This window comes from Microcystis wesenbergii FACHB-1317 (assembly GCF_014696875.1).
Classification (GTDB): Bacteria; Cyanobacteriota; Cyanobacteriia; order Cyanobacteriales; family Microcystaceae; genus Microcystis; species Microcystis wesenbergii_A.
Genome location: NZ_JACJQV010000082.1, coordinates 1 through 23,141 on the forward strand (window position 1 = coordinate 1; position 23,141 = coordinate 23,141).

A 23,141-nucleotide genomic window follows, 5' to 3' on the forward strand; every position below is an offset into this window, starting at 1 on the left:
ATCCCTGTTTTATCCGTGATGTGGATAAACTTTTTGTCTTCTGTTAGTTTCCAACCAGAAGTTTTGTACTCGACAGACCTTGAAAACTTTTTGAATTTGGGATAGCCTTTTTTCGCCAAACCCTTCTTGCTCCGTCCGCTCGCCGAATTCGATTCGGCGCGGGCGGTGCGCTTTTTACAGTTATCATAAAAACGGGATATAGAGAACCAAGCTCTTTGGGCACTTGCTTGACGAGCCATAGAGTTGAGTTTACCAACAAAAGAAAATTCAGGACTATTAGATAATTCGGTAGTTAGCCTACACAAAGTACCATAGTTAACCTGATCTTCTTTGGTAGAGTCCATCCAAAATCTTAAACATTTATTCCTGACGAACTGTCCCACCCTGATAGCCTCTTGAATGGCTATCTCTTGGTGTGAATTGGTTTTTAACTTAAACTCTATGACTCGCATTGACTCGACCTCTCAATGTGTTATGCTTATAATCTAGCAACTCATCGTACAAGGTGTCAAGGCGATGTCAGCTTTTCATCTCCGAGGTAAAACCGAGGGTTCCTTCAAGCTGACATTTTAGGTAAAAAGTTTTTTTTTTAGAAAGCTAAGGGGATCAGATAACTATGAGCCAGATCACAAACACGGATAAGAGTCTTGAGGCGATGAAAAAGTTTGCCGAACAGTACGCTAAAGGTACAAATACTTACTTCTGTAGCGATCTCTCGGTGACAGCCGTAGTAATTGAGGGATTAGCGCGTCATAAGGACGAATTAGGCGCTCCTTTATGTCCCTGTCGTCACTACGAAGACAAAGAAGCGGAGGTAAAAAATACTTTCTGGAATTGTCCCTGTGTACCGATGCGGGAACGGAAAGAATGTCACTGTATGCTATTTATTACCCCCGATAACGAGTTTGCTGGGGAAGAACAGATAATTTCCCTCGACTATATCCAAGAAGTCCGCGAATCGATGAAGGGGCATTAGTTTAGGGTAATGACAGCCACCGCTTTTGGCCAAGGAATCGACGAATTTAATCGCCAGCAATTCTATGCTTGTCATGATACCCTAGAGGCTTTGTGGATGGAGTCCACAGAGCCTGAAAAAACCTTTTATCAAGGCATTTTGCAGATTGCTGTCGCTTGTTACCATCTGGAAAATAATAACTGGCGCGGGGCGGTAATTCTTTTGGGAGAAGGGGTTAGACGTTTGCAACACTATCAACCCGATTACGAGGGGATCAACGTGACGCACTTGGTGGGGGAGAGTTTGGATCTATTAAACTTTTTACAGAATCTCGATCCCCAAGCTTTACCGGCAGTGCTAGAAGCGATGAAAAGCAATCAGGAACATCCTCATCCCCACCTCGATCGATCTATCTGTTCTCTGCCGAAAATCCTCAAAAGTCATCCCGTTCTCTAAAAAGCTAGATTAGTTAGTCAATACAATTACGTCTATAGGTGAGATTTCTATGAGAGCAAGATACGCAAAAATCAGAGGATGGCTAGTTTCCCTCGTTTCTGCTGGCTTAATCATGGGATTGGGCAATTCTCCCCTAGTCAAAGCACAGCAGAACATTGTACCAGGTAATGCCATGACAGTGCGATCGGATATTCAGGAGGCGAACTCAAAAACGGGGGTAATTACTGCTCGGGGTAACGTACAAGTGTTCTATCCCGCTCGCAAAATGCAGGCCACTTCCGCCCAAGCTCAGTATTTTAGCCGCGAACGTCGTTTAGTGATGACGGGTAACGTTTACGTTTTGCAGGAAGGCAACAGTATCCGCGCCGAAACGATGACTTATCTAGTCGATGAGGGCAGATTTATCGCTACTCCCCAAACCAGTCAGCAGGTGGAGTCAATTTATTTAGTCAAAGATAACGAAACATCTCCCCAACCGGCAGCTTCCCCGACACCCGCACCCATACCTTCCCCTTCCCTCCCGGCTGCCCCAATTATTAATCCGCAGTGATAGTCAGGAGTCAGGAATCAGGAGACAGGAGGAGATAGGGTGATAGGGTTTTGGGGTGATAGGGTGATGAGACAGCTTCCCCACTTCCCCACTTCCCCACTTCCCCACTTCCCCACACCCCACACCCCACACCCTACACCCCACTTCCCCACTTCCTAATTCATAATTCATAATTCATAATTCCCAACACCGGATAAAGATGACTTTAGTATTAGAAAATATCCATAAATCCTACGGTAAAAGGCTCGTGGTTAACCGAGTGAGTATTACGGTTGCCCCGGGGGAAATTGTCGGGTTATTGGGACCAAATGGTGCGGGGAAAACCACAACTTTTTATATCGCCACGGGATTAATTAAACCGAATCTGGGGCGCGTTTGGCTCGATCAAAAAGAAATTACTAAATTACCCCTTAATCAGAGGGCGCGTCTGGGTATTGGCTATCTGACACAGCAGGCCAGTATTTTTCGTTATTTAACTGTAGTAGAAAATATTCAGTTAGCCCTAGAACAGTCGGGAGTTCCCTTTTCCCAACGGGCAAATCGTCTCTATGATTTATTAAAAGAATTTCGCCTCGATAAGATTGTTGGCACTAAAGGCGCTTACGTTTCTGGAGGAGAAAGAAGAAGGACGGAATTAGCTCGCGCTTTAGCGGTGGGAGTCAACGGACCAAGATTTTTGTTATTAGATGAACCCTTCGCTGGGGTGGATCCGATCGCTGTATCTGAGATTCAAGCGATGATCGCTGGTTTAAGGGATCGTCAGATGGGAATTTTAATTACCGATCACAATGTGCGAGAAACTTTGGCTATCACTAATCGGGCTTATATTATGCGCGAAGGGCAGATTTTAGCGGCGGGAAGTGGCGAAGAACTGTATAATAATCCTCTGGTGCGTCAGTATTATTTGGGTGATAATTTCTTAAGATAATTGTTATTAATAAAAATCGCTGTATTATATCATGAAAGTTAGCAATTGGCAAGGAAATTTAAGTAGAATACCCGGATTTACCATCTTAGACCGCTATATTTTTGTCGAGTTATTATTACCCTTTCTATTTGGGATGGGTTTATTCACTTCTTTGGGAGTGGCGATCGGCACTTTATTTGATTTAGTGCGACGGATTACTGAGTCGGGTTTACCTTTTACTTTGGCCTTAAAAATTCTCTTATTAAAAATGCCAGAGTTTATCGTTTTAGCCTTTCCCATGTCGATACTTTTAGCAGCTTTAATGGCCTACAGTCGTTTAGCCAGTGATAGCGAATTAATTGCTTTTAAAAGTATTGGAATTAGTGTTTATCGCCTAATAATTCCCGCCATTGTGCTAAGTTTAATAGTGACAGGATTAACCTACATTTTTAATGATTATGTGGCTCCAGCTGCCAGTTATGAAGCTAATGCTACCATGACGAAAGCCCTGCGACCAAATCGCAAATCTTTTATTGAAGATAATATTATTTATCCTGAATACGGCAAAGTGCGGCCAGCGGATGGAGGGGAAGCGCAAACGGTATTAAGAAGGTTATTTTATGCCGAAAGATTTAACGGTCAAGAAATGTTAGGTTTAACCATTCTCGATCGCACCCAACCGGAAGTTAATCAAATTATTACCTCAGAATCAGCTTCTTGGAATATTGAAAAAAATATTTGGGATTTTTATAACGGCACAATTTATCTAATTGATCCTAATGGTTCCTATCGTAATATTGTCCGCTTTCAACATCAACAATTAGCCCTACCGCGTACCCCTTTAGATTTAGCTTTTCGAGGCCGAGATGGTTCAGAAATGACCCTCAGACAAGCGCGGGAATACTTAGAAATACTGCAATTAAGCGGCAATCCCACCAAAATTAGAAAACTACAGGTTCAAATCGAGCAGAAAATATCTTTACCCTTTGTTTGTTTAGTTTTTGGCATGATTGGGGCGGCCTTGGGATTACGTCCCCAAAATTCTAACAAAGCCACCAGTTTCGGTATTTGTATTGTCCTAATTTTCTCCTATTATCTCCTATCTTTTGTCACCAGTTCCTTAGGTATTGGCGGAGTTTTAACCCCCTTGATGGCCGCTTGGTTGCCCAATATTTTAGGATTAACTGCTGGAGGAATTTTGTTACTTCAATCAGCTAAGTAATTCAGGGTTAGCGGTGGGAATAAAAATTGATAATCATCAAATTTCTAAAGCTAATTTATACAAACGACTGCGGGATAAATTAGTAACTTGTGCTAATTGTCTGCTGGCTTGCGATCGATTAACTCCTCCTTCGATAATTTGTTTTAATTCCCGTTTTAATTCCTCGTCGGATAATTGGATATTATCGGCCTGCTCGTTGCCCATAACTACGAGCGTAAATTCTCCTTTAGGAGTTTTATTCTCCCGATATAAATTAATCGCCTCGGCGATAGTTCCTCGCCAAATTTCTTCGTAAAGCTTGGTTAATTCCCGACCTAAAACTATCTTTCTTGTTGATCCGAAAGTTGCCAGCAAATCCTCTAAAGTCTTAATAAGTTTGTGAGGAGCTTCATAAAAAACCATCGTTCTTGTTTCGGTTTTTAAACTCTCTAAGCGCTCTTGTCTCAGCTTTGCCTTACCCGGAAGAAATCCTTCAAAACAGAATCTTTCCGTGGGTAATCCCGACACCGCTAAAGCAGTAATTACCGCCGTTACTCCGGGGATGGGAACCACTTCGATATTAGCTTCTATACAAGCTTTAATTAACTCATAACCCGGGTCAGAAATCCCCGGCATTCCCGCATCAGTAACCAAGGCGATATCCTGACCTTGGCTGAGAATATTTAATAACTCATCGAGACGGGAAAGGCGATTATGTTCATGGTAACTAATTTGAGGGGTTGAAATATCAAAATGCTGTAATAATTTGCCGGTGTGTCTGGTATCTTCGGCGGCAATTAGAGAGACTTTTTTGAGAGTTGCCAGGGATCGGAAAGTCAGATCGTCTAAATTACCGATCGGCGTTCCCACCACATATAATTTACCGAGATTATTCATAAATTGGCTAAAAATAGGCTATTTACTCGTATTTTCAGTGATCAGTAAACAGTAATCAGTAAACTAAAAACTCGGCTCTCCCAGGTTTGGTGGGTAAAATGTATTCTAAGATACAGTCTTGGGGCAGTGAGTGGAACGAACCACAGAGACACAAAGGACACAAAGATCGATCAATCCTCTGTAAGTTAAACTTATCACACAGAACCTAGAAGAGCCAAAACTCACATCTGCTCACCGCTCACTGATAACTGATCACTGATAACTGATAACTGATAACTGATAACTGAAGACTGATCACTTTTCTCTGTTCAGGGATCACTCAAATAGGGTAAAGTAGGTCAAGGTATGCTCACCCCTGTTATTGAATTAATCTAGTCTAAGGAGAACGTCTTAGTAATGTTAACCCTAAAAATCGCCGTTTATATCGTTGTTTCCTTCTTTGTCTTACTTTTTATCTTTGGCTTCCTTTCTGGCGATCCTACCCGTAACCCCGGACGCAAAGACTTTGAGTAGAAGACAATTAACAAACCGGTTCTAGGGTAAAGGCACAGGGAACAAGTTATTAAACTTTCCCTGTCTCCCTAGAAATAATGATCATGGTAGTATCATCGGAAATTTTGGGTCTGAAACCCCGCCGTTCTAGGTTGGCTTTACGTTAGAATTAAAAGGCCAGTCTCGAAAACCAAGTGGACGGCGCAGCACCTTGAAAACTCGGCTTAGGGGGTTCCGACCAGAAAAGCTTGGCCGGGTAAAAAGTCGCGCGCAACAAGTACAAGAAGCTATAGGCGGTCAACGTACCGTGGGACACACGGAATCGGGCTTCTGAAATGGGGCGAAAGTCTGTGGACTCTGTGTAAGACAGTACATGGTTTTTTAACTGTGGTATGCGACGGTGGTGGAAGCAGAAACTTAAATCGTGAGGTTTAGGAATCGCCGCACTTTTAGGGCGGCGAGGATGTCAATGAGGTTCGCTCGTCCTCTATTTTGATCGCCGACTCGTGCAGTCATGTCTTTTTTTCTCTTAGCTGTTGAACCACCTGCCCTAATTAACACTGTAGCTGAACCGGAAACGGAGGAACGCCAAGTTGCTGAAAATAGTCCCACGTCTTTAGTTCCCCTCCCTGTCACCCCAGCACCTCTAGAGGCAAAAAAGCCTTCAGAAGAGAGCGTTTCTATTCCCCTCACCGTCACTCCACCCCCGGAAACCGTCGAGGTAAAACCCTTGGTTCCCGATGAGGGTATTCCCCTAAAACCTTTACCTAGCAGTGCGGGTGATGCGGCAGCTTTAGGAAAACCCCTTTCTATTCAGAAGTCTCCACCCCCCGCAGCCGTTGGTGTCACCATTCATCCCGAAACCGAGATAGTTTCAGGATTAAATCAAAAAGCTCTTAACCAGAAAAATGGCTCAACTCGGCTATTAGTGCGGAAAAAAGGCGAAAAAACCAGCCAAGAATACTTGATTTCCCTCAATAACAGCCTAGCTCAGACCGCTAATCCAGAAGGGGAAAAGCCCCTAGAATTAGTGGCCGATGAGCAGGAATTTGACCAAAATCGGCAGATTATCACCGCTAGAGGTAATGTCACCCTGCGTTTTGCCCAAAGTGTACTAACAGCCGATCGCTTACAGATTAATCTTCCCGAAAAGTTAGCGGTAGCGGAGGGCCAAGTGATCCTAACCCGGGGAGATCAAATCCTGCGCGGCGATCGCTTTGAATATTATTTCGTCCAGGATAGCGGTGTGGTATTTAATGCTAATGGGGAGATTTTTCAACCCAGCACCGCTAGGGATTTAGGGCAAACGCTGCCCACCGATGTGGGTGCGGGGGCCAGCAGTTCTTTTGGAACCCTAACCGATCGTTTGGCATTAAATCAACCCTTGCAGAGAATCACGACGGGAGAGGGTTTTCAATTTGTCGTCGGGGGACAGGATCCCAGTCGGCGCGATCGACAGAATATCAGTAGTCCATCGGGGGGAACGATTAATCGTGTCCGTTTTCAGGCCGAGCGCTTGAATTTTGATGGTAAGGTGTGGAATGCCACTAATGTGCGTCTGACGAATGACCCGTTTTCCCCCCCTGAATTGGAAGTTCGGGCCAATTCCGCCACTTTTCGCAGTACCGGCCCCTTTACCGATGAGTTGCGGATGAGTAATTCCCAGTTGGTTTTCGATCAACGGGTAGTGGCACCCACTTTTATTAATAGTCTTACGTTCGATCGCCGTCGTCGTCGTCCTTTTTTAATTGCTCCGGGCTATGATGGGGAGGATCGAGGCGGATTTTTCGTAGAAAGTCCCCTAACTTTAGTGGAGACACCGAAGACTCTTTTTGAGTTGACACCGCAATATTTAATTCAAAAAGTCCTTAATCCCGATGCTTTCCCCTCAGCTAACCCCGGAGGTGGGGAAGTTTCGGCCCTTAGTCCGAAAGCTTTTGGTTTATTGGGGAATTTTGCCACTAATTTTGGTGAGCGCTCGTTTTTTCAAGCAACAGCTTCTTTTTCTAATTTAGATTTGGAACAGATCGAAAATAGTGTTCGTTCTAAGATTCGCTTTCAACAGACGATCGGACAGTTGCAGGATCCCTATCTGCTCAATGTGGAGTACAATTATCGCGAGCGTCTCTTTAACGGTTCTTTGGGTTTTCAGACGGTTAATAGCAGTTTTGGGGCAATTTTGACCTCACCGGTGATTGTCGTCCCGAATACGGATATTAGACTCAGTTATCAAGCTTCTGTTCAGAATATCAACGCACCCACCGATCGCAGTAATCTCTTACCGGCCAATGCAACGGATAATGTTACTAATTTAAGCCGTTTTCAGGGTGCTGTCTCCCTCAATCGCAGTTTTTTACTCTGGTCTGCCCTTACTTTACCACCGACCCCCGACCAAGGTTTAAGATTTTCTCCTCTTCCTGTTCAACCCTATATTGCTCTTGTCACTGGTGTCACCGGTGTCACCAGTTATTACACTAATGGGGAGACGCAAAATTCCGTTACGGGAACCGTGGGATTATTGGGACAGTTTGGGCGTTTTTCCCGCAATTTTCTCGACTATACCGGGTTTAATATCAGTTTTAGTCAGGGTTTAGTCAACGGACAATCACCCTTTTTCTTCGATCGCTTTGTTGATCAACAAACAATGTCCTATGGTATAACTCAACAGGTATATGGTCCGATCCGTGTGGGTTTCCAGAGTATTTATAGTATCGATCAAGCGAAGGAAATCAGTACAGAATATTTTCTCGAATGGAGTCGTCGCACCTATAGTTTAATTTTGCGCTATAACCCCGTGCTGCAGTTGGGAATACTCAACATTCGCGTGTCGGATTTCAACTGGACAGGCAATCCCGGCTATTTTGAGGGCAGCGATGTCCGTCCAGTGGTGGATGGAGTAACCCGTTAAGACTACATGGGAATGATGAATTATGAATGATGAATTATGAAGTGGGATGTGGGGTTTTAGGGATTTTCAGATCGGGATTACCTCTCATTGAGACTCCCTTGACTAACTTCTATCCTCTCTTCAACGTGACAGAAAAGCTCCTAAAATTTTCATGGTGTTGCTCGTTTCATAATTCAACCCTTCTACTCCCTTAATATTTGTTTGTTCATAAAGTCTAGGAGAGCGTAAAGTGTTCTGACACTCTCCTGTTTTTAGGTTCCAAAGTTTAATCGTCTCGTCTTCACCTGCGCTGGCCAATGTCTTACCGTTGGGACTAAAACAGACTGATCTGACACTTTTAGTATGTTCACGCAGGAGTTGATGAAGTTGACCTGTTTCAACATCCCAAATTCGGATTGTTGCGTCATCCCCCCACTTGCTAGTAACTTCCCATCGGGACTAAAAGCTACTGACCATACCCAAGACTTATGACCTTCAAAACTATTAATTAATCTACCATCTTTGACTTGCCAAACTTTGACCGTTTGATCATCACTTGAACTGGCTAATAGCTGACCGTCAGGACTAAAGACAACAGACCAAATTCTTCCTTGATGACCTTTAAAAGTCCGCAAAGATTGAGTCATATCATCTTCAATAGACCAGAGTTTAATAGTTCGATCTTCACTACCAGTTGCTATTAATTTTCCATCAAGACTAAAATTTACTGATAATACCCAGGCCTGATGTTCCTCAAAAGTTTTGAGACAAAATCCTCTCGGAACTGACCAAAGCTTAACAGAATTATCTCCACTACCACTCACCAATATTTGACTATTAGGACTAAAAGCGATCGCCCATACGCGCTTTTGATGTTCTGGGGAAAAAGTGTACTTTTCATCTGTCTTAATATCCCAAAGTTTGATGGTGTTATCGTGACTGGTACTAGCAATCAGTTGACCATTCGGACTAACCGCGACTTGATGCAATAAAACCCAATAATCTTTTTCTTGTAAAATTTTAATTACTTTGCCACTTTCCCCTGACCATAATCTAATCGTTTGATCTCCACTTCCACTTATCAATGTTTTTCCATCGGGACTAAAAGCTACTGAACAGATCCAGTCAGTATGACCATTAATCTGTTGAAGACATTTATGGTTTTTGATAGACCATAATCGGATCGAACGATCTATAGAACCACTCAAAATATATTGACTATCGGTGCTGAAAGTAATTGATGATAATCGATTGCCATATCCCCTAAAACATTGAAGACATTCTCTGGTTTTTACTGACCATAACCGCAGTGTAAAATCTTCACTCCCACTGGCTATATATTGACCGTCCGGACTAAAAGCAACTGACCAAATCCAGCTTTCGTGTCCTGTTAAAGTATCAATATTTTGATATTCTCCTTCTATAAGAGACCATATTTTGATGGTTTTATCGCCACTTCCACTGGCTAGAAGTTGACCATCGGAACTAAAGGCAACTTGCCAAACCCAATCTTGGTGTCCTGTAAGAGTATGGAGACATTTTCCTGTGTCAACTGACCATATTTTGATAGTTTTATCAGCGCTCCCACTGGCTAAAAGTTGACCATTTGGACTAAAGGTAACACCACCTACTCGTTCTTGATGTCCTTCAAGGGTGTGGAGACATTCTCCTGTTTCAACTGACCATATTTTAATAGTTTTGTCCTCACTTCCTGTGGCTAAAAACTGACTATCAGCACTAAAAGTAACGGCTCTAATAGGAGCATAATGTTTTTGAGAAGGGTGGGGCAAAGAATGACAATTTATAGATAGATCTGTTGTAATAGACCAAATTTTAACAATTCCGTCTTGTCCCCCACTCGCTAGTAACTGTCCCTCGGAATTTAAGGCTACTGACCACACCCAGCTTCCGTGAGCAGGAAAACTTTTGCTTAATTCTAATTTTCCGTCTTGTTTGACTTTCCAGAGGTAAATCATCCCATGACTGTCACCAGTTGCTAAAAGCTCTTCTCTTGGAAAAGAGTGATTAAACTGACTGCAAGAAATTGATAAAATACTGCCACAAGTTTGAGGGAAAATACAGTCAAAAAACTGCGAATAGGAAAAATCTACTTGGTTGAGTCTAATGTTTGAGAAATCAACTTGTCGAATAGAGATATGAGAAAAATCGTAGCCGATTAAATGACCATTTTTCAGTATATTAAGTAAGTTAATGATATTGCCAGCAATGCCGCCAATTTGTCCAGAAGGTTCATTTTTTAATGTCTTTAAACAATCAATTAGTTTGCTTTCTAGATTATTTTCTTGAAAATTATGAATTAAGTTATTGATTATTGGGTGTAAAATAACATTAATTTGAATCTTTCTTAGATAATCAGGAACAGTAGTTTTAGTCAAGGAGTTACTTCTTAATAATTGGAATTTTTGAGTTTTGATTTCTTCGGTTGCTATGGTAATAATTTTTTGAGTGAAATATTCAATCAGTAGAGGATGTATGGTAAAGTAGTCATCTTTTTTATCTAACAGAATTTTGCTAGATAATGATCTGATCCCTTCTTGGATACTTTTACCATCAGGTTCAATGATAATATTATGTTCTAGCTCCGACAAAGAAACTGGATTTCGATTAATCGCTAACTCAAAAATAATGGCTTTTTCTAAATTAGATAGTTGCTGAAAGTAAGAATTTAAAATAGACTCAATTTTTTCTATCAGAAGATTCCCTTTTAAAAGAAAATCCGAGAGGTTATTATGATGAACTTCTTGAATATGATGAGCGATAGATTTGATGAATAAAGGATTGCCGTGACAGACTTGTTGAATTAAAAATTGCCATTCATCCTCTGAACCATGAAAGGTGTCAATATCTCCCAAAATTTGTCGTCCAGTTTGATAGTCAAGTCCTTGTAACTCTAGGAAATAGGTTGAAGTCTTATTTCCCGCTAACGATTCAAGTTTTTGAGGAATTTTTCGACTGGTTATAATTAAACAGCTGTTGTGCTTTGACTGACCAATTGCTTGTAAAATTTCGCTATATTCTCGATAGTTTTCATGCTCAATAATCGCATCAATATTATCTAACAATAATAAACAACGATATTTGGCTAGTATCTTGATAAATTTTATCAGTTTTATTTTAAATTTATCTTCTGTCTTAAAACTAATATGTTGTGAAATAATATTACTGGTATTTTCAAGAAATTCTAGGGGTAAAGGAGGATTCAAAAAAGACCAATAGATAACACGGGGAAATTCCTCTTGAATTTGCTCAATCAGTTTACAGACAAGAGATGTTTTTCCGATTCCTGCTATTCCGAAAATTCCGATAATTTTACACGGGGGACTATTTTGAAAAAACTTTTGTTTTAATAATTCTAGTTCTTTTTCTCTCCCATAAATCTGAGAAGTATCAGGAATTAATCCGAAATTATCATAATTTATTTCTGTTTTAACTGATGAGTTTTGAAGATTGGGAGATTTACGCTTATCCCATTCTTCCTCAAATTTTTTCAAATTTTCTTCTGTTGATGAATGCCAAAGATTTAGGGTAAAGTGCAAATTTGCTACGCCTTTAGTTTTGACTCTATTATCTATTAGTATTTCCCATTCTTGTAAAACCTTAAGGTCATTTCTCATCTGTTCAACAGTAATGGCAGCCCCTAACTTTTGCTTAGTAATTCCCTGACAAAAATCTGTTAATATTTTTAAAGTTGTATTGACAATTAGCTTAGGGTGTGGTTGTTCGTCTTTCAGCCAATTGAAAGACAGTTGATTTGACCAATACTGATGATCTCGTGATTCCTTATTAACATGAGTTAATAGTCTTTCTAAGAAGATCAGAATTCTTTTTTTGACGTTAGCACTGGTATTGAGATTGGGCATAGTCTGAAATTTCACTTTTTAGGATTATAGCCTGATAATCTATTCACCGTCAATTAAGTTAAGTATGAAAAAAGTTAATACTTGTGTAACTAGATTGAATAAAATTAATCATTAACTATTGACAAATAATCAGATAAAGATTTAATAGTTAGCAAATTTTTGGGAATTAATTGATCTCCAATTTCTATAGAAAGCTTAGTATATTCGGGTCGTGAATCAGATTGAGAAGGGAGGGAAACGTGATACATAGTCAATCGAAAAAATGGGTCAAAATTAACTAAGGCTGAAATAGCTCCCTCAGAATGTTGAGAAGCATATTTTTTATTAATTGTATCATCAGTTAAGGAAAAGTAATCAAAACTGCCCGGATGTCTATGCCATAGTCCAAGAACTTCTATGGGTTCTCGATAAAATCTGGCAATTTTGTTAGACAGGTGGTTGATATAAGCATTATCATACTCAAAATAGCCGGGGCGAAAGATAGGATTTAGACCCGAATCTAAGGTTTCTAAAATATACCATTTATTAGGGTTTCTAATTCCTAAAAAAATGCCACCTGTTTCTGTTTTATAGCTTTCATAAGTTTCAGCTGCAATAGCTAAAAATGATTTCTGGGAAAAAATAGTTTTGATATTCTGGTAACTTAACATTGTTTTTATTCTCTTAGGTATTCATCTTTTTTCCTGTCTAAGATAGATATTTATCAAACATTTATTTTTAATAAAATTTCGTAATATAAATATCTTTTTTAGTTACAACTGCGATTAGCTTGTTGAATTAATCTGTGAATATTAGGTAATTCTGCTTGAGTTAAGCCGTAATATTCGATAGATCGATCATAAGAATAATAAGCTTGTTTAACTTCCTGTTTTTCTCGTTCTAAGAAATGTTCAACTTGTTGGGAATAGCGTTCAGCCTCTAAAGCATAATCTTTGGCTTTAACCAACTCCTCATTAGTTTTTTCTAAGCCTTGTACCTGTTTCTGCAAAAATTCTATCATTTTCTGATCGTCATCTTCATGGGGGTCAAGATAACGACGGTTAAGAGTTTTGGCAGCCTCATCTTGCCATAGGCCTCGAATATCTTTACGATAGTCTTGCAGAGTGCGAGATCGCTGCTGCATCTTCCAAACAATATCTTCCATCATTTTTTATCCTCCAAAAATCACTAAAATTGAAAAGGACGGTTGAATTCAATCAGACTTTCTACTCGATATTCTATTTCTCTTGTTACCCCAATTTCTAAACATTGAGCGGAGTTTCCTTGCTTTTCCGCTCCTTTGAAATCATTTCGGGCTTCTTCGGTGAAATTGCGGGCATTATTTACGGCTAAAGACATTAAATCTGCCATTTCCTGCTCATTGCTTGCCTCTAATTGCGCTCTATCAACTTCCCGTCTAGCTGCATCTGCGTTTTCTAAACTACGTTCGGCAAAACTCAGGGCATTATGGGCATAATTTAAAGTAATATTCGCCTGATAGACGGCTGTTTGAGCATATCCGATGGCATTTCGACAACAATTAACCCTAGCTTGCGCTCGTGCGACTTCTTCTCTTGCTGCTTTTTCTTCTTCAATGGCTTTATTTAAGCGTTGGACTGCAGCTTGAACCGCATTTTGGGCTTGACTAACCTTAGCTTGCTGACCAGAACAATTGGGCGCATGATATCGTCCATCTTTGTCAGTATAGCCTGAATTTTGGCAACTGGTAAGGGCGGATTGTGCGCTTTGTAATTCAGATTCTGCACTGCGTAAAGTAAATTCTGCTTGCTCTCTTTCGTTTATGGCACGTTGTAATCGGTCTTCTGCCCTTTCTAACCAAGCTAACGCAAGACTTAGCTGAGTTTGCCAATGATTTAAGGTTGATTGCGCCTGATTTTGGGTATTTTGAGCTTCTGCCAAATTTTGTTGAGCTTTTTCTAAGACTTGATGACAATTAGATAACAATTGAGCAACTTCATCATTAGCCTGATCAACTAATTTTTGATCATTTTTAGCCTGATCTTGAATAATTGAAGCATGATACAGAGCTTGACTGACTTTTTCTTCACTTTGCCTTTGATGCCATGACATTTGATCAAGCGTCTCACGGGCGGTTATTTTCCAGTATCTAAGTTCTTCAATTAAGTCATTGAGAAGGGTAATAAGAATACGCGGATCTTGAATGGTCATAATGATTAAGATTTATCGGGGATTTCTTGGATAAAATTGAGGATTTTCTGAACTTCTAGCCTTGAATCTTCCATTTCTGCCAAGGTTCTTGTCCAAAAACCTGTAAATTCTTCGGCGACTGATCCTTGAAAAACTTCATCAAGCGATCGCCATGCCGTATCGAGAAATTCCAATTCTTCGCTTAAAATCAAATAATATTGATTGAGTGCAGTTTGATAGGCTAAAAGGGCTGTTTTTCGGGAATTATCCACCGTTTAAATACCTCTCTAATACTTGTAACTTATGGTTTAAAAAATCATTATAGGTGGGAATTTGGCGACTATAATAATTATTAGTCTTTTCTTGCAAATCAAGCCACATTTCATCATGTTTTTGTCGTTTTTGGTCTTGCCAATGGGGAGAAAGATCCTCATAGGTGGTTTCCACTTCTCGCCACGCCGATTGAACGCGATCATGGAATTGTTCGAGGGTTTGTTGAAAGTGTTTGAGTTGTAAAAATGAGTCATCCATGGTTAAATTAAGCTTTAAGCTCTTTTGATTAAACTATTAGCAATTTTCTCTATTTGTTGCTTAAATTCGGGTGTAGATTCCGTACTATAAGGTTTAAAAAGAGTAGTGCGATCGCTATCCGTATCCCGATAAAGGGCTTTAATTGGAACATCTCCATCTGCTTGTAAACGTGAGGCTTGGCGATCACTAACAAAGGTGAAAGAATCATCTTCTGACATCTGTAAAGCGACTCTATGGCGAAAATAAGCTAAATTTCGCCGAATATCAAGGACATTAGAGAAAGCTTTGATCCCTGAAAAACTGAGGATGAGATGAATACCTTTACTCGGTCCTTCCTTCAATAATCGCTTAATTTGAGTAGTTAAGTGACTTTCTGGGCTATAAGACTGCTCATTGCTCCGTCTTAAGTCATCTACTCTATCTAATTCCGTCATGATGACGAAAATAGAAGGTTGAGTCATCAAGTCTGCTTCACTGAGTTGGTTTCTTTCGTCAAGTTGAAGAATTAAATTGTTCAAAATTGCCGTAATAATTCTATTTTCGCGGTTAAATGCCGTCGTAAAGCCCAAAGGTTTTAGAATAATCTGACATACTTCTGCCAATGCTAAATGCCATTGTGTACCAGATACACTGCGATCTACCACAACAAAACGAGATTGTTGAAGATTGCCATTAATAGCAAGACTGGTCAAAATAGCCGATAGAATTCCATAACGGGCTGTATTATAGTCTCCACCGATAACTAGAACGTTTTCACTTGGACGACGGCGTAATATCAGCCTTGCCTGTTGCCTCACACTGAATTCTTGTCCTAGCCATGTTAAGACCGGGTATTCTGCACTAAACCAGTCAGAAATGCCTAATCCTCCTTTGTAGAAAGGTAAACGGGCGATTTTTTCCCAATCTTCTGAGGTTAACCATTTACCGTAATCTAAAATATGGCGTAATTGAGGATTATCTGCTAAATTAGGCTGAGAATCTCCATCAAAGACCACTGTTTCCGTGTAATCTTCTGGGGAGAGTTGATCAGCTTTTTGAGATAAAGCGTTAATGATCATATCTCGGCGAGATTTTTCGATAAATGCCACTTTCCCAAAATAATTAGAGTTATCATCGCCACTACGGTCATTAATAACAATTTTCCCCGGCAAATCACAGGTCATTAATAATTGTTTTCCTCGTTTTCCAAATTCTGTCAGGGCTTGAATTTCTGTTTTTGACATCTGCATTCCCATTCTCAGGTGAATATTACCCAAAATTCCCGTTTGATTCCGCATTCCTTCAGCCCCAAACCTTTGGGAAGCGAGTAACATATGAATACCCGCACTTCGCCCCTGTTGGGCTAAAATCAGTAGTTGACTTGAAGCAGTATCCTCTTTGTCGTTAAAAAATAACTCCTGATATTCATCAATAATTAGAAGAATACGGGGCATTTTGCCCTCTGGTTGTCCTAGGCGGCGATAACCTGCCAATTCTGACACCCCTAATCTTTTAAATAAGGCGTTACGTCGTTCTTTTTCGGCGATTAATTCAGTTAAAACACTACGCGATAATTCAGGGGAGGAATGTAAGGAAACTACTTCGGTATGGGGCAAATTGCGATAGGGGGCTAATTCTACGCCATATTTGCCATCAATGAGATAAAATCTTAATTCTGAGGGACTATAACGAGTTGCCAAGCCTAAAATAAGCCCATGATACAGGGTAGATTTTCCTGATCCAGTCATTGCTCCTAGCATACCATGAGCGCATTGATGACCTTCGCTATCTTTACCAAACCAAATATTTAATTGATCAGAACTTCCTCTTCCACCGATAGGTGTGGTTATCCATTCTTCACTGCTATAATTCCACCAATTTTGCGGATCAATTCCTACTATATCATCCCAATCTAATTTTCGTTCGGGGGGTTTAGCTTGTTTAACTTTATCAAGTAATTGTTTTTGTAAATCTGCGTCAGGAATACTATCCGCTTTAAATTGAAGTTGACAAGATGTTGCTGTCTTTGACTGTTTATTGAGATCAATATAAAAGGCATTTTCAAACCCACTCATATTAATATCTCTAGGGAGATCAATATCTTGATTATAGTGAATAAACACATATCTTCCAGCTTCTGGTCCACTATTACCAATTTTTTGTAATTCTTCAATATCTCTACGGTCATATCTTTTAGGAAAATCTGCGACAAAAATCCCCTCAAATCTTTCATTGACTCGAATATCTGGGGGGAGTAAATGTAAGGCAGGAGACTGAGGATCTAAATAGGTTTCTTTGACGCGACGAATATCTTGAGTTACTTCTAATAAATCTCGATAAACTTCGCCACTATTTTCTCTAATCAAAGCCTCAGGAAGGGAACGACGCATTAAAAATGCACCCCCATTATTAACGGGATCACAGAAGGTATAACGTATTTGATAAGGAAGTAAAATAGCGGTACGAATCACAAGAGATTGCAGTAATTCTAGCCCCATATTACGGGTATTATTGCTACAGCGAATAATAATAGTTTTATTCCCACCAATAAAGGGAGCAAATTCGGGAACACAAAAAGTGTTATTACTCGATCTTTGTTCAACTAATTGACCAATACGAATTAATTCTTTATGCTCTAATGAGGATAATAAATTATCGTTAATGTTCCAATTTTCCCAACGATAATCTTGCCAACTTCCTATTATTTCTAATGGTTGCTGTTCTAAATAAGATTGAGTCGATAGATAGCTATCTTGGAGAAATTTTCCAAAATAATTAGGTAATTGTTCGCCGTTTAATTTACCATGATTGAACAAAGAAGCACAAAACCCTAAATAGTCGGTTATGCGTTGACTACTTTGTTCAATTTTTTGGTTTAACCCTTCAATTTGTTGTTGCCAAAACATAAGCATTATTCTCCTTGTTTAGATAATTTTAAAACATTTTTTTGAGTATTTAACTGATACAGTTGAGAAGAATTAGAGTCATCAGAGGAGTTACCTTTAATAAAAACAAATAAAGTAAACAACAAGAAAGCACCTCCTACACTTAGCCCAATGATTAGGTTACGAGCCTTAATTTTTAAAGACTTTATCTCATTTTTATGAGATTCTATATTAGACTGTTCTTGGTTAATTTTACGGTCTGTTTCTTCTAATTTATCCAGACAAGCTTCAATTTCAGCAGGGGCTAATTGTTGAGAAGTTAAAGGGGAAATAGTCGTAACTTTACTTGTATTACTATAATATTTAGCAAAGCGTTTACTTAGGTCTTTTCGATTAGAATCAGCCCGATCATATTGTTGCCAAATTTGCTCTCTATTAGCAATCATACGAGCAATTGAATTTTGAATTGTTTTCATGTTTAAACCTCTGGGTTATTGTTAATTAATCAACGAGTTGAGGAATAGATAAATCACAGTCATGTCACCACATGGTTGTGCGTGAGGGTTGATAGAAAACTTGCCAAATTTTATCACCTCTATTATTGGTGTTAATAACACCTGTTAATGAGACGACTTGATCAACAATTAAATAACTTCCACGAGTCCCCTTTCTTGCGTCATAAACCCTGCCATCTTGTCGAATAAAATGATTGCTACAATATCCACTCCGATGAGGTTTAACAATAGCTACCACATTACGATAGTTATTTTCTTGATGACGACGCCATGTTTGAGCGTTTACTGGTAAGACTAAGCTGGTTAAACTGACAAGACAGGTGATAAAAAATAAATGAGTAATTTTCATATTTTTTGCTAAATTAATGAAAGAAATATTTGAGGTTAATTAAGACTTTTAGAAGCTTAATAACAATACATTTCATTCCAATTAGGAGTTAAGCTAAGATCAAAATCAATGCAATCTCGTAGGCGAGTTTTGCCATTAGATTGAATAGCAAATTCTGCTCCCCAATCTGTCTGATCAGCCCCGAACATTACAACGGCAATATCTTGACAATTAGAAACTATTCTATCGGCATAACTTTTCATTAAAACAGGAGACCTCATGATGTTATCAACAATCCTATCACTTCTTGTATCAAGAGATGTATAGCTTTCATTATAAGGGCTTAATGCGAAAATGATTTCATCTTTTCTATTAGTGGGATTTCTCCTATTAGTTACAGTCCTTTTTGTAAGTATCACCCTTCTAACTCCTTTAGATTCTATTTCATTGACAATAGAATTAATGGTTGCTTGACAGCGAGATTGAGCTTTAAGTGGTAAGCTAAACCCTAGCTGACTCAGGATAAAAATAGATAAGATGAAGTTAATTTTTTTCATAATTTTCAATTCGCAAGATGGTCAATTGCTGAAAACATTACTTACTGTTAAGCTTGACTAATTCTTGGTGAATACTAAAAACTAGAATCAATGATTCACAGAAAATTCGCCAGAATAAATTACCAATAATTAAAGTAGCGATTCCTGCTAAAGGTTCCACAAATAGTCCACTTAAACCTCCTAGGGTAATCAGAAACAAGCCTAAGATATAGAGAAACTTGATAATGGTAATGCTAACCATTTTCCGAAAGGTAAAAAAGTCTTGCCAGAAACTGTTCATTAAACCCTCTTATTGGCTTAGAAAAAAGATAATTTTTGAGGTAGATTACGAATTATTTTCAGGTAATTGTAAGGAATCTTGAGTTCCTTTTAAAGATTTACGCGCCACCTCTCTTGCGTCTCTGCTTAATTGTTCTATGGCTTTTTTAGAAACTTGTTCTAACCACAGTCTAGTACCATAAGAAATTGCCATAAGAGGTAGAATTACCATTAAAGCGTAAATCCATGCTATCGCCAACAAAGCAAGGATAATTAAGACAAACATGATGCCATAAATTCCAGCACCACCAACTCCTCCGAAGATAGAGGTAAAGATACTCATAACAGTGGTTAGTACCCAAATAACGCCATCGGATAGCGCAATCAAAACTTTAAAAGCAATATTTGTCTGTCTTTCATATTCCTTGATTAAGTCTTCAATATTGCGTTTATTAGATTCTAACGCATCCGCTACGACATTATAGACGTATAAAGATTTCCCTTCTCCATTGTTATCAATTCCAATAATATTACAGGACTGATTAACATCTGGATTGCTGACTTTAAGCGTTAAAGGATTTCCCAAAAGTTGAACTTGTTGTTGATACATAATACACCAAAACCATACAATTTATTCAGGTAAAGTGCGAATTCTAACCTATCGGTTATTCGACAAAAGCCAATCATCCACTTATTTCTAAGTTTCGGCTGAACAGGCCGCATCTGGTATGCCAGTATAGCTTGAGAATAATTTGGGAATCTACCCAAACTGGTATCAATTTTAAAATAGCCTCAAACCCTTATAGAGTAAGGAATATGACATCTAAAGCTGAGATTGACTTCGGGACACTTAAGGATATAGCCAATTTTCAGGATAATTTACCTTAAGTTCCCAAAATCTAGTATTTATCGGCAAACTATTGAGCTAGACTTCACACCGCAAACGCTTCCTTTTGTTTATGAAAAATCTGGTCAGCGTTGTGGTACTGATGCTTAATCATCCACTGCTCCAGTTCAATGAGATACCATTGACCGGCAAATGTTCCATATTTTAAGCAAACTTTTTCATGATCGTGTAGAGTGTGCTTAAATCCAAAACGTTCTTTATACAGTGCTTCAATGGTTTCGTCCCCTTTTGGATAAGTCGTGTAGGAAATTTCAGTGTGAGCAATATCATGTTTGTAAGTCAAGATAGCTCGAATCAATTGCTGATAAACAAGATAACTTGTTCCTTTTTTGCCAGTTCCCTTTTCATCATACAGAGAGAGACTTTCTCCGATGCTTGTTACATTTTTGGGTAACATCAAATGCTTTCCTGTGTGTTTTCCTTCACAAAATGTTGCCAGTTGACAAGGCAAATAGTAGCCATATTCAGGCAGAGAATAGGTATAACGTGCAACACCGATTACCTGAGAGGGATTCTGTTCAGGATAGGCTAGAAAAATAACCGATTGGTGAGTAAATAAATCGTCGATTTCTCTGCAATAATTTTGTGACTCAGGATAGCGATTCTTGAGAAATAAGAAATAGGATTCAATTTCTGCCGGTGTTTCCGCTTCCTTGACCAGATAACCTTTGACCTTTGGCACATCAAAAGAAAGTGAGGCTCTTTTGCAAAGAATCCAGCAGTTGCCAATGTTATTTAATACAATAAATCCAGCACAAGAAAACAGAATCTTCACATATTGCTCAATATCAGGGGTTTGGGATATATCATAGACAAAGAGAAGACCGTTATCCTGTAACATTCTTCGGACAGTCCTTAAAGTGAATAGGGGATCTTTTTGGGTGTAATTTGTGGTCTTTAGCGTTGCAAATGTTTGTGCCGTTAAATCCTTTTCCTCGTTTGGTTTTAAATTAAGCCAACAAGAAAGTTGCTCATAGTGACGCTCTGGTATTTGACCGCTAAATAAGTGATTGACATCACCTCCATCCGACGACAGTAGCCGCACCGATGTAGATGATAATGAGATAAACTGTTTACCATTGGTTTGGTTGATTATTTGAGAAATAGCCATTTTGCTACCCTTAAGAAGAGGACAACGAGCAATGAGGCTCTCTTCATTGGGAGTAAAGCGATAGAAATCCTTAGATTTCTACAGAGAAGCAAGCAAAACGATTATTTTTGGGCGCAAAAAGCAAAAGAAGCTGGAATTAGAAAGAATTAGAAAGCTTGAATGGCTTCCTATACCTATAATTGAGCAAATAGCTGATATGTACTTAGTCAGATTAGAGAAAATTTTTCAAAAAATGAGAATTTCTGGGGATAATTGATCAACAATAGAGAAATAAACTTATGTAGATTGAATAGAGAGCAATGAAGTTAAAACTCTCCGTAGCGGGACTTGAGCAAGTCAAAACCCGATGGGCGCAAAAACAAAAAGAAGGCTGGACTAGAGAGCATTTATGCACAGAAGCTAGTCAATTTGCTGAACCTGATACCAATTGGGAGGAATTGTTCAATCTCCGACGTTACGCTTTGAATTGCACCCCAGAGACTTTAGATCGATTTTTAAGGAGGGAAAACATTCGATTAGGAGGTTTTGTTTCCTTTTGTCGAGCTTTGAACATCGACCCTTCAAAAGTCGCAGATCTAGATAATCTTTTGCAAAAACTGACTCAAGATATCGAGCCTATCTGGGTGGGGCGAGAGTCTCTTCAAAGTGATTTACTGGAAAAACTAAGAGGCGATTGTCGCATTGTCGTAATTACAGGAATAACAGGTATTGGGAAAACTGCCCTCGCCTACAAATTGGCCTTAGCTTTGTGTCAAGAAGGGTTTCCTCCTGAACTGCCTATTGATTTTGATGGGTTTAATCAACGGGAGGATCAACAGTCGCAATCAGAAGCACAAAACTTTATCAGCACAGCTATTGATTTACTCAATCGTGGCGATGAACCTGTTACGGCAAAACAAGCAAAAAAACCAGAACAATTATTAACTCAACTGGTTAATCATCTGAGCAATAATCGTCGATTGATTTGGTTTGATTCAATGGAAAATATTTTACAAGGAGAACAACAAGATGGCAGTAATCGCTTTAAAGACCCCCTCTGGCGAGTCTTTTTTCAAAAAATATTAGAAGCCGAAAATTGTCAGACTCGAATTGTGATAACTTCGCAGGATAAGCCTGAAGATTTTGAAACTTTTAGTCAAGATCAATATTGGCATATTCAGCCATTAATGGGATTAGAGGATCAGGAAAGTTTACAGTTATTTGAACGCTTATTTCAACAAGCAGAAGTCGAATTAATTCTTCATGGACGTAACCTTGCTTACCTTAAAGAGATCGGAAAACTTTATGAGGGACATCCTCTCGCTATCCGCTTAATTTCTGGTGATATTATTGATAGACTGAATGGAAATATCGGCACTTATTATGATGAGAATAAATCCCGATTTCGACGATTAAGAGAAATGATTGATGAAGCTCAAAAAGCCAATCCTGATGATTATTACAAAGTTAACTTAATGACCAAACAATTACGAAAACAACTGCTAGAGGAGGAAGTCGAAAGAACAATAGAGCGACTTGAAAAAACTTTTAAAACTGCTTATTTATTGCTTATATAGCAATTCTTGGAGCTATGAGGTACAATAGAAAGCAAATAGACAAATAATAGAACTTACCAGCTTCCTATGAGACCCTATTCCGTAGATTTTCGCCAAAAAATTATCGATGTCTGGAAGAAAGAAAAAATTTCCATTCGAGG

20 protein-coding genes and 3 pseudogenes are annotated in these 23,141 nt (G+C 39.1%); 8 read left to right on the top strand and 15 right to left on the bottom strand.

Translation table 11 applies throughout. The features are described from left to right. Positions 1-452 (bottom strand): annotated as a pseudogene (locus tag H6F92_RS04400) (RNA-guided endonuclease InsQ/TnpB family protein); the annotation flags it as partial. A 164-nt stretch (positions 453-616) separates the two neighbouring features. Here H6F92_RS04400 and H6F92_RS04405 point away from each other — a divergent pair. From H6F92_RS04405 to H6F92_RS04425, 5 genes are all read left to right on the top strand, one after another. Then, positions 617-976 (top strand): ferredoxin thioredoxin reductase catalytic beta subunit, encoded by a 360-nt coding sequence (locus H6F92_RS04405; RefSeq protein WP_061432731.1) that lies wholly within the window; start codon positions 617-619, stop codon positions 974-976. Between the two features lie 9 nt (positions 977-985). Then, positions 986-1,411, top strand: a complete 426-nt coding sequence (locus H6F92_RS04410) for a DUF309 domain-containing protein (RefSeq protein WP_147073110.1) — start codon at positions 986-988, stop codon at positions 1,409-1,411. A gap of 49 nt (positions 1,412-1,460) precedes the next feature. After that, entirely contained in the window at positions 1,461-1,961 is a 501-nt protein-coding gene (locus tag H6F92_RS04415; protein WP_061432733.1) for an LptA/OstA family protein, read from the top strand. A 199-nt stretch (positions 1,962-2,160) separates the two neighbouring features. Next, on the top strand, positions 2,161-2,889 hold the full coding sequence (gene lptB / locus H6F92_RS04420) for an LPS export ABC transporter ATP-binding protein (protein ID WP_190356919.1): 729 nt from the start codon (positions 2,161-2,163) through the stop codon (positions 2,887-2,889). A gap of 31 nt (positions 2,890-2,920) precedes the next feature. Continuing rightward, positions 2,921-4,090: an LptF/LptG family permease gene (locus tag H6F92_RS04425; RefSeq protein ID WP_190356920.1), complete on the top strand. Its 1,170-nt coding sequence runs from the start codon at positions 2,921-2,923 to the stop codon at positions 4,088-4,090. Between the two features lie 36 nt (positions 4,091-4,126). Here H6F92_RS04425 and rsmI read toward each other — a convergent pair whose 3' ends face one another. After that, positions 4,127-4,966, bottom strand: coding sequence for a 16S rRNA (cytidine(1402)-2'-O)-methyltransferase (rsmI, locus tag H6F92_RS04430; RefSeq protein WP_190356921.1), 840 nt, complete (start codon positions 4,964-4,966; stop codon positions 4,127-4,129). Positions 4,967-5,362: 396 nt separating this feature from the next. On the opposite strand from rsmI, the gene H6F92_RS04435 reads away from it, so the two are divergent. Both H6F92_RS04435 and H6F92_RS04440 read left to right on the top strand, forming a co-directional pair. Continuing rightward, positions 5,363-5,479, top strand: coding sequence for a photosystem II reaction center protein I (locus H6F92_RS04435; protein ID WP_002732356.1), 117 nt, complete (start codon positions 5,363-5,365; stop codon positions 5,477-5,479). A gap of 493 nt (positions 5,480-5,972) precedes the next feature. Next, positions 5,973-8,366, top strand: coding sequence for a DUF3769 domain-containing protein (locus H6F92_RS04440; protein WP_190356922.1), 2,394 nt, complete (start codon positions 5,973-5,975; stop codon positions 8,364-8,366). A gap of 120 nt (positions 8,367-8,486) precedes the next feature. Here the strand turns inward: H6F92_RS04440 and H6F92_RS04445 are convergent. From H6F92_RS04445 to H6F92_RS04505, 13 genes and pseudogenes are all read right to left on the bottom strand, one after another. Continuing rightward, positions 8,487-12,226, bottom strand: a pseudogene (locus H6F92_RS04445) (WD40 domain-containing protein). Positions 12,227-12,330: 104 nt separating this feature from the next. After that, on the bottom strand, positions 12,331-12,876 hold the full coding sequence (locus H6F92_RS04450) for a Mov34/MPN/PAD-1 family protein (RefSeq protein ID WP_002734089.1): 546 nt from the start codon (positions 12,874-12,876) through the stop codon (positions 12,331-12,333). Between the two features lie 98 nt (positions 12,877-12,974). Further along, positions 12,975-13,370: a hypothetical protein gene (locus H6F92_RS04455; RefSeq protein ID WP_016516321.1), complete on the bottom strand. Its 396-nt coding sequence runs from the start codon at positions 13,368-13,370 to the stop codon at positions 12,975-12,977. A 23-nt stretch (positions 13,371-13,393) separates the two neighbouring features. Beyond that, positions 13,394-14,395 (bottom strand): coiled-coil domain-containing protein, encoded by a 1,002-nt coding sequence (locus tag H6F92_RS04460; protein WP_190356923.1) that lies wholly within the window; start codon positions 14,393-14,395, stop codon positions 13,394-13,396. A gap of 5 nt (positions 14,396-14,400) precedes the next feature. After that, positions 14,401-14,646, bottom strand: coding sequence for a hypothetical protein (locus H6F92_RS04465; RefSeq protein ID WP_002779144.1), 246 nt, complete (start codon positions 14,644-14,646; stop codon positions 14,401-14,403). Then, entirely contained in the window at positions 14,639-14,905 is a 267-nt protein-coding gene (locus tag H6F92_RS04470; protein ID WP_002741504.1) for a hypothetical protein, read from the bottom strand. Before H6F92_RS04470 ends, H6F92_RS04465 begins: the two co-directional genes overlap by 8 nt. Positions 14,906-14,919: 14 nt before the next feature. Next, positions 14,920-17,790 (bottom strand): FtsK/SpoIIIE domain-containing protein, encoded by a 2,871-nt coding sequence (locus H6F92_RS04475; RefSeq protein ID WP_190356924.1) that lies wholly within the window; start codon positions 17,788-17,790, stop codon positions 14,920-14,922. A gap of 5 nt (positions 17,791-17,795) precedes the next feature. Then, positions 17,796-18,245, bottom strand: coding sequence for a hypothetical protein (locus H6F92_RS04480; protein WP_150977563.1), 450 nt, complete (start codon positions 18,243-18,245; stop codon positions 17,796-17,798). 64 nt (positions 18,246-18,309) lie between these two features. Then, a complete protein-coding gene (locus H6F92_RS04485) occupies positions 18,310-18,633 on the bottom strand; it encodes a hypothetical protein (protein ID WP_190356925.1) in 324 nt (107 codons plus the stop codon). A gap of 56 nt (positions 18,634-18,689) precedes the next feature. After that, complete coding sequence (locus H6F92_RS04490; protein WP_190356926.1) at positions 18,690-19,169, bottom strand: hypothetical protein; 480 nt, start codon at positions 19,167-19,169, stop codon at positions 18,690-18,692. Between the two features lie 37 nt (positions 19,170-19,206). Then, positions 19,207-19,449 carry a DUF4282 domain-containing protein gene (locus H6F92_RS04495; protein ID WP_016516326.1) on the bottom strand — a complete coding sequence of 81 codons (243 nt, stop codon included), beginning with the start codon at positions 19,447-19,449 and terminating at the stop codon, positions 19,207-19,209. A gap of 45 nt (positions 19,450-19,494) precedes the next feature. Next, positions 19,495-20,037, bottom strand: coding sequence for a hypothetical protein (locus H6F92_RS04500; protein ID WP_069475655.1), 543 nt, complete (start codon positions 20,035-20,037; stop codon positions 19,495-19,497). Positions 20,038-20,359: 322 nt separating this feature from the next. Beyond that, entirely contained in the window at positions 20,360-21,445 is a 1,086-nt protein-coding gene (locus tag H6F92_RS04505; protein ID WP_190356927.1) for a hypothetical protein, read from the bottom strand. 299 nt (positions 21,446-21,744) lie between these two features. Between H6F92_RS04505 and H6F92_RS04510 the strand changes: the two are divergent. Beyond that, positions 21,745-22,998: pseudogene (locus tag H6F92_RS04510) on the top strand (nSTAND3 domain-containing NTPase); the annotation flags it as partial. Positions 22,999-23,141: the final 143 nt, after the last annotated feature.